The 14,340-nt window shown below is 66.8% G+C and carries 15 protein-coding genes and 1 pseudogene; 5 read left to right on the forward strand and 11 right to left on the reverse strand.

Going from position 1 to position 14,340, the window contains the following annotated elements; all coding sequences use genetic code 11:
* Nucleotides 1-79 precede the first annotated feature (79 nt).
* From OG874_RS23240 to OG874_RS23275, 8 genes are all read right to left on the reverse strand, one after another.
* The gene (locus OG874_RS23240; RefSeq protein ID WP_330249260.1) at nt 80-1,195 is read right to left on the reverse strand and encodes an MSMEG_0565 family glycosyltransferase; all 1,116 of its coding nucleotides are present in this window, start codon (nt 1,193-1,195) and stop codon (nt 80-82) included.
* Nucleotides 1,195-2,046: a carbon-nitrogen hydrolase family protein gene (locus OG874_RS23245; RefSeq protein WP_330249261.1), complete on the reverse strand. Its 852-nt coding sequence runs from the start codon at nt 2,044-2,046 to the stop codon at nt 1,195-1,197. The genes OG874_RS23240 and OG874_RS23245 overlap by 1 nt, the downstream gene beginning before the upstream one ends.
* Before the next feature lie 11 nt (nt 2,047-2,057).
* Nucleotides 2,058-3,338 (reverse strand): MSMEG_0569 family flavin-dependent oxidoreductase, encoded by a 1,281-nt coding sequence (locus tag OG874_RS23250; protein WP_330249262.1) that lies wholly within the window; start codon nt 3,336-3,338, stop codon nt 2,058-2,060.
* Nucleotides 3,331-4,251: a carbon-nitrogen hydrolase family protein gene (locus tag OG874_RS23255; RefSeq protein ID WP_442943073.1), complete on the reverse strand. Its 921-nt coding sequence runs from the start codon at nt 4,249-4,251 to the stop codon at nt 3,331-3,333. The genes OG874_RS23250 and OG874_RS23255 overlap by 8 nt, the downstream gene beginning before the upstream one ends.
* On the reverse strand, nt 4,248-5,657 hold the full coding sequence (locus OG874_RS23260) for an MSMEG_0567/sll0787 family protein (protein WP_330249263.1): 1,410 nt from the start codon (nt 5,655-5,657) through the stop codon (nt 4,248-4,250). The genes OG874_RS23255 and OG874_RS23260 overlap by 4 nt, the downstream gene beginning before the upstream one ends.
* A gap of 1 nt (nt 5,658) precedes the next feature.
* Nucleotides 5,659-6,717, reverse strand: a complete 1,059-nt coding sequence (locus OG874_RS23265) for an MSMEG_0568 family radical SAM protein (RefSeq protein ID WP_330249264.1) — start codon at nt 6,715-6,717, stop codon at nt 5,659-5,661.
* A gap of 9 nt (nt 6,718-6,726) precedes the next feature.
* Complete coding sequence (locus OG874_RS23270; protein ID WP_442943074.1) at nt 6,727-7,266, reverse strand: MSMEG_0572/Sll0783 family nitrogen starvation response protein; 540 nt, start codon at nt 7,264-7,266, stop codon at nt 6,727-6,729.
* Nucleotides 7,267-7,511: 245 nt separating this feature from the next.
* Nucleotides 7,512-7,751: a hypothetical protein gene (locus tag OG874_RS23275; RefSeq protein ID WP_330249265.1), complete on the reverse strand. Its 240-nt coding sequence runs from the start codon at nt 7,749-7,751 to the stop codon at nt 7,512-7,514.
* Nucleotides 7,752-7,849: 98 nt separating this feature from the next.
* Here OG874_RS23275 and OG874_RS23280 point away from each other — a divergent pair, with 98 nt between their 5' ends.
* The 3 genes from OG874_RS23280 to OG874_RS23290 are packed head-to-tail and all read left to right on the forward strand — an operon-like array spanning nt 7,850 to nt 9,478.
* Nucleotides 7,850-8,860, forward strand: coding sequence for an LLM class flavin-dependent oxidoreductase (locus tag OG874_RS23280; RefSeq protein ID WP_330249266.1), 1,011 nt, complete (start codon nt 7,850-7,852; stop codon nt 8,858-8,860).
* 58 nt (nt 8,861-8,918) lie between these two features.
* A complete protein-coding gene (locus tag OG874_RS23285) occupies nt 8,919-9,113 on the forward strand; it encodes a CopG family transcriptional regulator (protein WP_442943075.1) in 195 nt (64 codons plus the stop codon).
* Complete coding sequence (locus OG874_RS23290) at nt 9,110-9,478, forward strand: type II toxin-antitoxin system death-on-curing family toxin (protein WP_330249267.1); 369 nt, start codon at nt 9,110-9,112, stop codon at nt 9,476-9,478. Before OG874_RS23285 ends, OG874_RS23290 begins: the two co-directional genes overlap by 4 nt.
* 71 nt (nt 9,479-9,549) lie before the next feature.
* Here the strand turns inward: OG874_RS23290 and OG874_RS23295 are convergent, their stop codons facing one another.
* Together OG874_RS23295 and OG874_RS23300 are read right to left on the reverse strand one after the other, a co-directional pair.
* The gene (locus OG874_RS23295; protein ID WP_330249268.1) at nt 9,550-10,533 is read right to left on the reverse strand and encodes an AraC family transcriptional regulator ligand-binding domain-containing protein; all 984 of its coding nucleotides are present in this window, start codon (nt 10,531-10,533) and stop codon (nt 9,550-9,552) included.
* Between the two features lie 87 nt (nt 10,534-10,620).
* Nucleotides 10,621-11,985, reverse strand: coding sequence for a cytochrome P450 (locus OG874_RS23300; RefSeq protein WP_330249269.1), 1,365 nt, complete (start codon nt 11,983-11,985; stop codon nt 10,621-10,623).
* Nucleotides 11,986-12,231: 246 nt separating this feature from the next.
* Between OG874_RS23300 and OG874_RS23305 the strand changes: the two genes are divergently transcribed.
* Nucleotides 12,232-12,921, forward strand: coding sequence for a response regulator transcription factor (locus tag OG874_RS23305; protein WP_330249270.1), 690 nt, complete (start codon nt 12,232-12,234; stop codon nt 12,919-12,921).
* A gap of 17 nt (nt 12,922-12,938) precedes the next feature.
* Here OG874_RS23305 and OG874_RS23310 read toward each other — a convergent pair.
* A pseudogene (locus OG874_RS23310) lies at nt 12,939-13,247 on the reverse strand (UTRA domain-containing protein); the annotation flags it as partial.
* Between OG874_RS23310 and OG874_RS23315 the strand changes: the two are divergent.
* Nucleotides 13,240-14,337, forward strand: coding sequence for a TIGR03364 family FAD-dependent oxidoreductase (locus tag OG874_RS23315; protein ID WP_442943076.1), 1,098 nt, complete (start codon nt 13,240-13,242; stop codon nt 14,335-14,337). The pseudogene OG874_RS23310 and the gene OG874_RS23315 sit on opposite strands and share 8 nt — an antisense overlap.
* Nucleotides 14,338-14,340: the final 3 nt, after the last annotated feature.

Below are 14,340 nucleotides of genomic sequence, written 5' to 3' on the forward strand. Positions count from 1 at the left end.
TCCCGGGCGCAGATTCGCGACGAAACTACCTACGGCGTCTCGGATCTCGGCTACGACGCGGACGGTGCGGATCGGCCGGTTAGTGCGCGAACGGCGGCATAGCATCCGCCAGTGCCGAAAGATAGAAGTCGAGATGGGCCGATGCCGCTGTGTCCCAGCTATATTCGGCTGCGAGCGCCTTCCCGCGGGCGCGCCGGGCAGTATCGGGCATGATTGCCGATGTCATCGCCTCGGCCATTGTTTCCGGGGTCGAGGCGAACTCGACCGCATCCGCGAAGACCTCACGAAGCACCGGGAGATCACGGGCGACGACGGGTGTTCCGGCGGCCAGGGCCTCCATGGCCGCCAGACCGAATCCTTCCTTGGTGGACAGGAACGGCAGCACCGACGCGGCGGCGACCAGCGCGGGTAGTTCGGTGTGCTCGACAGTGCCGAGCACGACCGGCTCGATGCCGAGTTCGGTCGCTCGAGCGTCGAATCCGGCCCGGTATTCTCGATAATCGAACAAGGTTTCTCCGCCCGCGATCACCAACTGTTGCGCGGGCGCGTCTCGTGCGAATACCGCGAATGCCTCCAGTAGGTCGAGGCTTCCCTTGCGTGGTTCGATGCCGCCGACCGCGAGCACATACGGGCCGAACCGCTCCCGCCAGTCCGCGCGCCGCGCGGACTGGATCGCTCCCGGTCCGGCGGCCGCCGCGAATCGTTCGTATTCGACACCGTTCGGAATGACCGTCGGCTCGAAACCCCATCCGGCCCTGACCTCCTCGGCGACGGCGGCCGATACGCAGATCCGGGCATACGGCCGCACGATCGCCCGCTCGTGGCAGGCCGCGAGCTCGGGGGTGGTGAACTGGTCGAGATGGTGGATGGTGCGGATGCAGTGCCCGACAGCGTTGGCGCTGATGCAGTCCTGCGCATGCACGATGTCGTAGTGGCCGGGCGCGAATGCCTTCCGCAGGACCTCGATCGAACGGATGATGCGCTGTCCCACCGTTTCCGAGGCGTTCGCCTCGAAGGGCACCACCTCGACGTGTACGCGCGGGTCGACCGGCCGGAAGAACGCGCTGTCGCCACCGCGTCCCAGCGTCCACACGGTCACCTCCGCGCCCGCCCCGGCCAGCGCCTCGGCGAGATTCAAGGTGTGCACCACCCCGCCGCGTGGCTTGGTGGAGTAGCTGAGCAGCGCGATGCGCATCAGCGAGTTCCCTTCTCGCGCAACAGATTATGGTACGTGTCGACGCGTCGTTCGTCGAGATGCCGCAGGGTCCGGCGAGCCCGCTCCACCTCCCGCTCGACGTCGACGTCGGCCACCGCCAGCCCACCCTTGGACCAGGTCTTGGCCAGGATGTCGCCGCCGGGGCCGACCACCTTCGCCTGGCCCAGGAAGCGCAGCGAGCCGGTGACACCGGTTTGGTTCGACGAGGCGAGCACCACCTGGTTTTCGGCGGCGCGGGCCATGTCGTAGAGGTCGAACAGCCGCGCCTGCCGGTCGTTGGGCATCCGCGAGGCTCGGTCGGTGACGCTGGCCGGCCAGGCCGATAGCGCGCCGATGATCTGGGCGCCGTCGAGGGCGAGGGTGCGGGCCGATTCGGGGAAGGTCTTGTCGTAGTCGATCAGCATGCCCAGCCGACCGACCGGAGTGTCGAACGCGGTGAAGGTGTCCCCCGCCGCATACGCGAGGTGTTCGCCCGCGGGCTGATGCACCTTGCGGTGGTGTCCGAGGACGCCATCGCCGGTGAGACAGCTTGCCGCGTTGTAGCGTCGCTCGCCGTCCTTCTCGGCGTATCCGATGCACACCGTCATCGGGCCTGCCATCGAGCACAGCAGTCGCAACTCCGGCCCGCTGGGATCGATCGGCTCGGGCAGCGGCCCCACCGTCGGGTTGCGCAGATCGCCGATATAGCCGCCGAGGGTGGCGTCGGGCAGCACCAGCAGGTCGACCCCGTCCTGGCCGAGCCGCTCGAAAATCCCCCCGAGCTTCTCCAGCGCGCGGCCGATATCGCGGCCGAAGTGCCCGGCCAGCGCGGCAATTCGTGTGGTTCCCATCGAGGCGATACCTACGCGGTGCTGTTTCGAGCGACCTGCAAGCAGTCGCTGGCGGCCGCCGATTCCTGGACGCGCAACGCGATTTCGTCGGCGAGGAACTCCGCGTCCCGGGCGACGGCCGCGAATCGGCCCGAACCCCAGGTGTGCAGCCATGGCAGGCCGAGGAAGAACAGGCCCGGCGCGGTGGTGACGCCGCGGTTGTGGCACGGATGCCCCGCACCGTCGAAAACCCCGACGCGCAGCCAGCGATAGTCGGTGCGGAACCCGACCGACCACACCACCGAGGTGATGCCAGTGTCGGCGAGATCCAGCGTGGTGACCTCCCGTTCTGGTCGCCACACCGGGACATAGCGCGGTTCCTGCGGCGCGTCTATACCTTCGCGCGCGATGTAGGCATCGATCGAGTCCTTGATGCTCTCGGCGACGGCGTCGGCGGAGTCCAGTGATTTCTCCAGCGTGGGCGCGAACCGCAAGGCCGCACCGTCGAAGTCGAGCAGCCTGCCGTACAGCAACATGCCTTCCAGCGCGAACTGGCGCAGGTCGATATCGCGGCCGCCGTCGCGACCGGTCACATAGTGGTTGGTGTTCTCGCGCTTCCCGAGCCCGCCCGGCTGGTTCTCGATCGGCAGGTCGTAGTGACCCATGTTCTGCAGCCAGGCCACGCAGTCACGGCCCCGATAGAACCGCGCCACGCGTGGTGCGTCTCCCGCGACCAAGTGCACCTTGCGGCCATCCAGGTGCAGATCCTCGGCGATCTGCGCGCCGGACTGGCCGGTACCGACCACCAGCACCTCCCCCTCGGGAAGGTCTGTGCTACTGCGGTATTCGCACGAATGCAGCTGCGTAATCGATGGCGGCAGCTTCTCCGCGTACCGCGGCACGATCGGTTCCTGGTAGCCCCCGGCCGCCACGACGACCTGGCTCGCGTGCAGCGGGCCGTCGGTCGTGTCGATGTCGTATCCCCTGTCCGCGGCCTGCCGAACGGAGGTGACCGACACCCCCTCCCGGACCGGCGCGTTGAACACATCGGCGTAGCCGCGGACGAACCCGTACACCTCGTCACGCTTCATGAACCCGTCCGGGTCGGGGCCGTCGTAGTGGTATCCGGGTAGCACGCACTGCCAGTTCGGTGTCACCAGCGTGAAGTTGTCCCAGCGGCTGTCGAGCCATTCGTGGGCGATGGTGTCGCGTTCGAGCACGACGTGGTCGATGCCACGGCGGGTCAGATGCCAGCTGATAGACAAACCGGCCTGCCCCGCGCCGATCACTACGACCTCGATCAGCTCAGGCATGAGCCGACTCCAGTTCCGATGCGGCCGCCGGCTGTCCGACGACGCCGTATTCGCGAATCACGCTGTGGTACAGGTCGGGACGACGGTCACGCAGGTTGTACATGCCGCCGCCACGTGCCAGCCCTAACACCTCGGCGAGGTCGACCGTCGCGGTGGCCAGCCCCGGCTCGACACCGGTGGTGGCGAGCACATCGCCACCGGGCCCGACGATCTTGGCGCTGCACACGAACCGCAGCGATCCGAAGGTGCCTGCCTGGTTGGAGGCCACCCACACCAGCTGGTTCTCCACCGCGCGGGCCTGGTCGAAGATGTCGAAGCGCAGCTTCCACCGATCGTCTGCCAGATTCGGCACGGTCTGGGTCCGGGCGGTCGGCCAGGCCGACAGCGAGGTGATGATCTCGGCGCCATCCAGCGCCAGCGCCCGCGCGGCCTCCGGGAACGCCTTGTCGTAGCAGATCTGCATACCCATCCGGCCGACCGGCGTATCGAACGCCCGGTATTCGGATCCGGCCGCGTAGCAGAGGTTTTCACCGAGCGGCTGATGAACCTTGCGGTAGGAGCCGAGTATTCCGTCACCGGAGAGCGTGACCGCCGCGTTGTAGCGGGTGTCCCCGTCGGCCTCGCAGAAGCCGAGGGTGATCACGAGCTCCCCCGCCATGTCGATTACGCGGCCCAGCTCCGGGCCGTCGAGCGTCAGCGCGGGCGGTAGCGAACGTAGCCTGCGCTGCTTGGCCTCTTCGGATTCGCCGCCACCGCCCAGGCTGGGCAGATAGCCGCCGAGGCAGGCCTCGGGCAGCACCAGCAGGCGGCTGCCGCGGGCGCGGGCCTCCTCGATGAGGCGGGCGATTGTCCGGTAGCCCTCTTCCATATCGCGGCCGAACTCTGCGGCGGCCACGGAGATCGTGAGGTTCATGATTCTCCTAGTCCGGTCACGGTGCTGTGCACCGCACGTGTAGTGATGCCGTCCGGCCAGCGCAGCCGGACACCAGGGGTCGAGACGAGTCGTCCGCAGACCGCCGAGGTAGCCGGTCCCGGCGGCGCGCTCGGCGCACCGGGCCGGTCCGCGGTGACCATCGCGAAACCCGGGAAACAGGTGAGCCATTCGGCGAAGGCGGCGGTGCCGGGTCGCGGGATCCGCGCCACCTCCAGCTCGGCGCCGAGGCCACTGGCCTCGGCGAGCATGCCCGTGGTGCCTGCCAGCCCTGCCATGCTGACGTCCTTGGCGGCGGCCGGGGCGGACCGCGCCACGAATCCGGCCAGTGCCCGCAGTTCCGCACCGCTGCGCCGCGACGTGGAATCCCACTGCTGGCCGTGGTATCCGGGCCGCCAGCCGCCCGAGAGATCGGCGGTGAGCCGCAGCTCATCGCCGAGCCGCCCGCCGCCACCCCGGACCGGGACGGCGGCGCGGCCGAGCGCCGTGACCGATAACGATGGCGGCACCGACACTTGGGTGTGCCCGCCGAGTACCGGCACATCCCAGGCCTCGGCGGCGCGAGCCAGCCCGCGGATCACCCGGGTCAGCAGTGAGTGGGTCGGCGCACCGACCGCGTCGAGCAGGCCGATCGGGGTGGCACCCATGGCCGACAGGTCGTTGATATTGACCAGGACCGAACACCAACCCGCCCACTCCGGATCACGTTCCACCATCGAGGGGAGGATGGCATCACATGCCGCGATGAGGTCGCTACCCGGCACCGGGACACCGTCGTCCCCGCGAAAACCCTTGCCGCCGAGGCCGAGCGGCGATCCGCGCAGCGGCGCCAGCGTCCGCGCGAGCAACGCCTTCGTGGCGCCGACCAACCGCTGCACCCGATCGATCGGCCAGCGCATCCAGGTGTGCTCGACGCCGCCGATCACCTTGTCGCCGAGCCTGATCCAGCCCAGGCGGGCGAACATGGGCTCGTACCGGGTCTGCACGGTGGCCTCGAACCGCAGCACGTTGTGGCTCTCGGCATAGGCACACGCCGCCACCACCAGGGCCGGGCCGACCCCGGCGGCGCGGCGCCGCCGATCCACCACCAGCCTGCTGCCGGTCCACCACCCCAGATCTTCGACGGTCGCGGGAGCCAGGCGCACGCCGCCGAGGACGGCACCGTCGGAATCCAGCGCGACCAGCACCTGGGTGCGCGCATCGTCGTCGCTGTCATCGGCGTCGCTGCCCGCGAACAGTCCCTGATCCACGACGAATTCGGCGCGCCGCAGCGCCCGGTAGGCAGCCAGCTGCCGCCGGTCGGCCGGTTGGATGAGGAAATCCGTTGTGCCGCAGTCGGCTACCGACGCACCGGCGAGCAGGCACAGGTCGGTGACTGAGCTGTTCATCTCAACCGCCCGCGTTCTGCAGCACACTGCACGCCCCGCACGCGGCGCATCCGGCGCGCTGGTCCGCGCCGACCATCCCGGCCCGCCGCAGTTCTGCGGCCACCCGGTTGGTGACGTCGGCCAGCAGTTGCGGAGTCGGCGCGGTCGCACCGTCCACGTCGACGGCGAGCGTGCCCGCCAGCGGACGGAACGGCACCACGAACGGATAGACGCCGATATCGATGAGTTCGACTGCGCCGGAGACCAATTCGTCGGCGTTCTCACCGAGCCCGACCAGGAGATAGGTCGAGACCTGGTTGCGGCCGAACACCCGCACCGCCTCGGCCCAGGCCGCTCGGTATTCGCTGAGCGGCACCGTCGCCTTACCCGGCATCCACCGCTTGCGCACGTTGTCGTCGAGCGATTCGACGTGGATGCCAATGGAATCCGCGCCCGCCGCACGCAACTCGGTGAGCACATGTGGATCACCGGGCGGCTCGCACTGCACTTGGATCGGCAGTCCCGGCACGGCCGCCTTCACCGCCCGCACGCAACGGGCCAGATGCCGGGCACCGCGATCCTTGGCCGCCGAGGTTCCGGTGGTCATCACCATCTGCTCGACACCGTCCAGGTGAACCGCCGCCGCCGCGACCTCGGCGAGCTGATCGGGCCGTTTCACCGCAATGGTGCTGCCCGCGGCCAGCGAGGCCTCGATCGCACAGAACCGGCAGCGCTGGTCCTCGTCGTAGCGGATACAGGTCTGCACCACCGTGGTCGCCAGCACATTCGAGCCGTGCAGTCTGGCGATCTTCTCGTAGGACACCCCATCCTCAGTGGCCAGGTCGTAGAACCTGGGCCTGCGCACGGGCTCGATCTCGATGCCCATATCGGTGCCGGAACGCAGCAGCCGGTTACCGGCCACCACGAACGGGCTGTCCGAGCGAATCGGAACCGCGGCGCCGATCCCGTCGATGAGTACGTGGCCGTCGTCGCTGGGGCCGGCACCGGAGCGGCGCCCCACCGGCACCTCGGCACGGACGCCGAGCAGTGCCAGATCGACTCGAGTGGGCAGACCTGTCATCGGGTCACCTCAGAGCTGATAGGTGGAGTTGATGATGGCGCCCTTGCGCGCGTAGTGGATCAGCGCGTCCTGGACGTCCAGCGGATGCGCCGGGATGACGCCTTCGATGAGGTCCTCCTCGCGGGCGCCGTGCAGGGCCAGGCCGAAGCGGCAGGCGAACACCTTGCCGCCCTCCTTGATGAAGGTCGCCAGCGCATCGTTGATGTTCTGCTCACCGGGGAAACCGCTGTCGCCGGTGGTCGGAAAACCGCGGGTGGCAACGGCATTGATGGCACCGGGGCCGTAGAAGTAGATCGCCGAGTCGAAGCCCTTGCGCAGCGCCCTGGTGGCCTGCAGGATCGCCACGAAGCTCACCGACGATTCGTGCGCGATGCCGTGCACCAGCGTGAAGTAGGTCTCGCCTGCCTCGGCCCGGTAGTCGGGGAAGATCTTCGTCGCGCCATAGATATTCGTGCCCTTCGGCAGCGCGGGGTGCGGGATCTCGGCGAGCGACTTCTGAATGTTCTCCTCGATGGCCTTGTCGATCTCGGCGATGGTGGGTGCGGACACGATTCCTCCTGCGATGTGCTGACGGTGACCGACGGGTCGGGTCTCGGCCGACTCCCGTTCGGGCGAAGAGTTGCGAAAGCGACATCCGATCCCCGTTTTCTGCGATTCGCGGCGGATCGGATAAATAAATTTCACGCGTGCGGCATTGCCGCTTGGTTTCATCCAGAACAATTGAGAGTTAACCGAACCTCACGACGCTCGCCGCCGCGACTCACCGAAATATGTTCGCCTGCAACAGATTTCGATCATGAGCCGACAATCCGGTCGAAATCCATGGTGGACGACTTAACACCACGAAACCTTTTCCACCGTTTCACCAGAAACGAATTAACCACCAGAACACGGCTACGCCATACGCAAGCACGGCATAGAAATATCTCGGCAACAAGCGAGTCGCACAAGGCAGTCGACAGACCTGTGACAGGCGGATGAAGATGGCCGGCGGCGCCGATCGTCCGATGGATCGGATCGACCGTCGCGGTCATACCATGACGCTCGGCTCCGGATCGGAATATCTCCGGACCCCGGTCCGTTTAGCTCAGTAGTTGACGTAGAAACCTCTCGAGAGGGACTAGGACGCGCCGTGGAGCTGGGACTTACGACATTCGCTGAGCTGTACCCCATCGGCGATCGACCGGCGCCGACCGCCGCCGAGCGACTGCGCCAGGTCGTCGACGAGGCGATCGCCGTGGAACGGGCCGGACTCGACGTCTACGGCGTCGGAGAACACCACCGCAAGGACTTCGCCGCCTCCGCACCCACGGTGGTGCTGGCCGCCATCGCCGGACAGACCCAACGGATCCAGCTGACCAGCGCGGTGACCGTACTCAGCTCCGCCGATCCGGTACGCGTCTACCAGGAGTTCGCCACCCTGGACGGACTCTCGAACGGCCGCGCCGAGCTGATGGCCGGGCGCGGCTCCTTCACCGAGTCGTTCCCGCTCTTCGGCTACAGCCTGGACGACTACGACGAGCTCTTCGAAGAGAAGCTGGCGCTACTGCTGCACATCCGGGCGGACGAGCCGGTGACCTGGAACGGCAAGTTCCGCGCACCGCTGCATGACGCGGTGGTCTACCCGCGCACGGACAACCGGCCGCTGCCGGTGTGGATCGCGGTGGGCGGCAGCCCGGAATCCGTGGTCCGCGCCGGACTGCTCGGCCTGCCACTGGCCATCGCGATCATCGGCGGTCAGCCCGCCCGCGTCAAGCCGCTGGTGGATCTGTACCACCGCGCGCTCGACGAAGGCGGTCACGAGAAGCAGCCGGTGGCGGTACACGCACACGGCTATATCGCCGACACCGACGAGCAGGCGGTCGCCGATTTCTACGAGCCGTACGCGCTGGCGATGAGCACCATTGGCCGGGAACGAGGTTGGGGCCCGATGACCCGCCCGCAGTTCGACGCCCTGCGCTCCCAAAGCGGTTCGCTGTTCGTCGGCACTCCCGACTACGTCGCCGAAAAGATCGCCGACATCCGCGACACGCTCGGCTTGGACCGCGTCATGCTGCACACCAGCGTCGGCACCCTGCCGCACGAAAAGGTCCTGCACAACATCGAATTGCTGGGCGAGAAGGTCGCACCCCAGGTGCGCTGAGCCGCGCCGGTACGCAGGCCACCTCACAACAGTGATACCACGGCGGTATCATCGATCGGTGGCTATGACTCTGCGACTCAATGACGACGACGACAGGATGCTCACGGAACGAGCGAAGCTGGAGGGCCGGTCGAAGCAGGAGATCGCACAGGAAGCGATCCACCTGCATTTGACGAGGCATCAAGAGGTATTCACCGCACTTGTGCGGGAATCGATGAACAAACATGCCGAGCTCATGAAACGGCTCGCATGATCTATCTGGACGTTTCCGAACTTCTGTTGATCGCCGAAACCGTGAATGGCAGCAAGTACTGCGTCCGAGATTGGGGGCTGCTGCAATCGTCGGCAGAACGTCCGAAAACGACCGTGTTCGGCATGGACGCATATCCGACATTGCTCGATAAGCTGGCCGCTCTCTTGCACGCGATCGCGCGCAATCATGCGCTGATCGACGGCAACAAGCGGACCGCATGGATCGCCGTCGACATCATGTTGTCGCTGAACACCGGCCACGGATTGCAGGTAGACGTGGATGCGCAGGAGCAGTTCATGAACGATGTCGCTCAGGGACTGCTGGAGGTGCCCGACATCGCACTGCATCTCAAAGCATGGATGTGAAGTTGCTCGGCTCAGGCGGCCACTTGCCGAGGCGCGCTTCGAAGGCGATGCGGTCGTTGCGGAAAGCGTCGTCAGTCCTCGGCCGACCAGCGGTGGGAGGCCCGGCGGAGGGCGCGGGCGTCGGAATAGCCGAGTTGGCGGGCCATATCGTTGCGGTTGTGCGGGTGTCGCGGGAACCCGTTCTCCAGTTCCTTGCGCCGAGCTCGGTCGAGTTCGCGACGCCAGGTAGTTCCTTCCTCGGCAAGCCGTCGCTGCAGGGTGCGCCGACTCACCGCCAGGTGGCGGGCCGCGCGGTCGAGGGTGACCGGACCGTCTCCGAGCATGGCGATCAGCGCTCGCTGCAGTTGTGCGGACAAGGTCATGGTGAGTGGCGGTGGCGGCGCCAGCATCGCGGCATACGAGAGCAGGATCCGGGCGAGCAGGGGATCCGCGGTTGGCATCGGTCGGGTCAGGTCGGCAATCCGGAAGGTGAGTTGGTCAGTGGGAGAATCGAATTCGACCCGTTCGGTGCCGAGTAACTCGGTGTAGAGGCCGTGGCGTCGAGGTGGGCGCTGCCGAAAGCAGACCCGTGCCGGATTCACCACTCCGCCGGTCGCCAATCGAGTGCGATGGGCCAAGCCCGCGAGGGAATATTGCATCGCCAGCTCGCGGCCACGACCTTCGCCCTTGCGCAGGCCGAGATCGAAGCTCACTTCATCCGCGGACGCGACGGCGGGGGACAGCGTGTAATTCGTCGTGAGAGCGGCCAGGTAGGTCATAGAGCGGGTGAACCCCTCGAGCAGGTTGGGCGCCGTCGTGAACAGGTAGTCGTTGAGGCCTACCTGCCCGAGGACGTACGCGCGCCCGGCCCGTAGCGCCACCGACGAATCGTCGAGTTCATGCTCGACCAGCTCCCACAGACGCTGCTGTAGGCCGCCGGGCAACATACCGCCCGTGCTGGACAACATCCACGCGGGGATACCGGCTTCGCGAGCCAGTCGCTGCCGGACCGGCTCGCTCAGCCCGGTGGCGTCGAGGGCGACCCTGGTTAGTAGGACGTGATCTGCCGCATCCATGTGAACAATCCCGGCCAGAGAACAGTGAGGCCTCCGACTGTAATCGACACGATCGGTCCCCGCGCCCCACGGCGATGATCTTGATGTTCAGCTTATCGACGTCGGCTGCCGGGCGGGCTGACGCTGCTCGACGGTCATCATCAGATCACGCGGAGACAACGTCGACCCGGCAACCTTCGCCATTTGGACGCCCGGTGCGACACGCAGACGCCACTGGGCGGCGATCGTCGCAAGGGCCAGCGTCGCCTCGACAACAGCGAAGACATCACCGATGCACTTACGCGGCCCACCACCGAATTGCACGATGGCATCCCGGTGGATCTCGCCGACCCGCTCCGGTGACCATCGGTCCGGATCGAATTTCTCGGGATCGCTGAACAACCGCGGATCCCGTTGCACGACATAGGCACTGAATATCACGGTGGCGCCCGCGGGAACGTGGAGATCTTTGAGGTCTACGTCCTCGGTCGCGCGCCGGGTGGCGACCCAGCCCGGCGGGTAGCACCGCAGGGCTTCATTGATCACCTGGGCGGTGTAGGTCAGCTGCCGGACATCGGCGTATTCGGCCGGTCTGCCATCGAGCACCCGGTCGGCTTCGGCGTGCAGACGGGCCTCGACCTCTGGGTGATCGGGCAGCAGGTGGAACACCCACGACAGCGCGGCCGCGGTGGTTTCGGATCCGGCCATCAGGATCGCGGTGATCTGATCGTGCAGCTCCCGATCGGACAGCATACTTCCGGTTTCCGCGTCCCGCGCCTCCAGCAACATGCCGAGCAGATCCGGTTTGCGGTCGTCGCTGCTGCGGTAGTCGGCGACGACCTTGTCGATCATCGGGTGCAGTCGCGCCAGGCGGGCGGCATATTCCCGATTGCGTTTGAGCGGAAGTTTGTTCGACACCGGCAGCGGCGTGGTCATCCGCTGGTACAACAGGTCGAAGATGCGGGGCATGCTGTGCAGCATCTCGGCCACCAGATCATTACCCAGCTCGGAGGAGATCAGCGTCTTGGCGGCCACCGAGAGCGTCAGCGTGGTCATCTCGACGCGGACGTCGATGACCCGGCCGGTGTGCCAGTCGGCGGTGTGCTCGACGATCTGTTCGCGCATGACCTGCGCGTATTCCGCGATCCGGTCACGGCGGAACGCCGGCTGCATCAGCAACCGGTGCTGCCGATGCATCTCTCCCTCCGAGCTGATCAGACCGTAGCCCAGCAGATCGCGGGCGCTGTCGATCTGTGTGCCCTTGTCGAAGTGACGCGACTTCGCGACGAGCAACTCGCGGACCAGCTCCGCCGAATTGAGCACGTAGGCGCGTTGTGGCCCGAGCTTGATCAGCACGACGTCACCGAGCGCGCGCAGCGATTCGAAGAATTCCAATGGGTTGTCGCGCAGCCGCAACGCATGTCCCAGTACTGGAATCGCACCGGGGGCAACAGGAATCGGAGAAGCAGGCATGGAGACTCCCAACAAGGATCGGTGCGAGTCAGCATGCTGTCGATCGCGCGGATTCGAATAGCTTATGGCGACATTCGTAACGTCCCTGTAGGGAAGATCCGCGCGGCCGCCGAGCAGCCCGGAGAAATTGACGCATCCCACCGCGGTATTGGCGCACTCGGTCCTCGCCCGCTGTGCTGCTGAAACTCGATCATGGAGTGTCGATCGACAGGTGAGCACACGCGATACGAAAGCGAGGTGGGCCGCATGCGTTTGATGCTGGTCGGAGACGACGGCTCGGACGTGGAGTTGGCGCGGGCACTCATTGCTCGCGGGCACTGCGTGGATCACAGATACCGTGGTTCGGATCTCCTGACATCGCACCGCGGCTACGACGCCGTCATCCTTGATCTCTGCCTGCCTGATCTCCCCGGTCTGTCGGTGCTGCGCAAGCTGCGACAAGTCAGCTCGGTGCCGGTGATAATCCTGACCGCCGACGACCGCGAGCGCTCGATCGTGCTCGGATTGCGCAGCGGCGCTGACGATTACTTGGTGAAACCAGCGCGGATCGGCGAGCTGACCGCCAGGTTGGAGGCGATCACCCGGCGCACGACCATGCTCGCAGGCTCGGCGGGTTCGGTCGTCGTCACCGGTGATGTCCGCATCGATCTGGCGGCACGACAGGTCGAGGTGGCCGGGCAGCCGATACAACTCACGCCAACGGAATTCGAACTGCTGAGCATCCTCGCGGAGCGGCCCGGCAGCGTGGTGAGTCGCGCCCAGTTGTTGGATCGCGTGTGGGGCGACGCATTCGTCACGGTGTCTCGGACGCTGGACGTGCATATGACCAGACTGCGTACCAAGTTGAACCGGCCCCACTTGATCGTCACGCGCCGCGGCCATGGCTACCAATGGGCACACGATTCGGCCGCGGTGCCGACACGACGGGCAGGATGAACGTCAGCACGCCGGAACTACTTACTGAGGTGCGCCTCGAAGGCGATGCGGTCGCCGCGGTAGAGCGAGCGGACGCGCTCGATCGGCTCATCGTTGTCGTCGACGCTGCGGCGGTGCAGTAAGAGCAGCGGTAGCGAGGTGGTGCACTCGAGCAGCGCGGCCTCGCGGGGCGAGGCCAGGACGGTTTCGATGCGTTCGGTCGCCTTGCCGAGTTCGATGCCGGACGCGCGTACCGCCGCGTACAGCGAGGTGGTCGGGTCGTAGGTGCCGCGCAGGTGACCGAAGCGGTCGAGCGACATGAAGGTGCTCTCCAATCCGATGCGTTCCGCACACGCCCTGGCCGCCATCGGCCGCGGTCACGAGGTCGTGCAGGTGGAGCGGGAGCCCGAGGCCCGCGGTGCGACGGTACGCAACTTCGGTCTGGTGTGGGTATCCGGACGCTCGGCCTCCGAACTGGACTTCACGCTGCGCTCCCGGCAGCTGTGGGAGGAGATCGGCGGCAAGGTTCCCGGTGTCGGATTCCGCCCGACCGGATCGCTGACCCTGGTGCGCACCCCCGCCGAATTGGCGATCGCCGAGGCCGCCGCGGCCGGTCCACACGCCGCGGCGCGCGGTTTCGAACTGCTCGAGCCGGAGCGGGTACGCGCGATCAACCCCGCCCTGCGCGGCAAATTCCTTGCCGGACTGCACTGTTCGACCGATGCCGCGGTCGAGTCACGCCAGGCCCTGCCCGCACTGCGCGCCTACCTGACCGCTTCGGGTCGCTACACCTTCCACGCCGGCACCGAGGCCCGCGAGATCACCGACACCGGTTCCGGCGCAACGGTTCTCGATGACCAAGGCCGCACCTTCGAGGCCGATCTGGTACTGGACTGCCCCGGCGCCGCCCACACCGGCCTCACCCGCGAACTCGTCGGGACCATCCCAGTGCGCCGGGTCCGGCTGCAGATGATGCAGACCGCACCGCTCGGCGAACCGCTCACCACCGCGATCGCCGACGGCGACAGCTTCCGCTACTACCCCGGATTCGCCGGCCCGGAGCTCGACACCCTCAACGCCGAGCAGTCACAGACCGCCATCGCCGCCGAGCACAAGATGCAGCTGCTATGTGTGCAGCGGCTGCACGGCGGTCTCACCATCGGCGACACCCACGAATACGAAGAGCCCTTCGCCTTCGACGTGGACGAGGCACCGTACGAACATCTCACCGCCGTCACCGAGGAACTGCTCGGACGCGAACTGCCGCAGGTGGTTCGGCGCTGGGCGGGCGTCTACAGCCAGAGCATCGACCCGGCCACGATCGTGACCCGCGCCAAAGCCGACGAGCACATCTGGGTCGTCACCGGTCCCGGCGGCCGCGGTATGACCCTCGGCCCCGCGATCGGCGAGGAAACCGCCGACCTGCTGAATCTCTGAGGA

Source organism: Nocardia sp. NBC_00565 (assembly GCF_036345915.1).
GTDB lineage: Bacteria > Actinomycetota > Actinomycetes > Mycobacteriales > Mycobacteriaceae > Nocardia.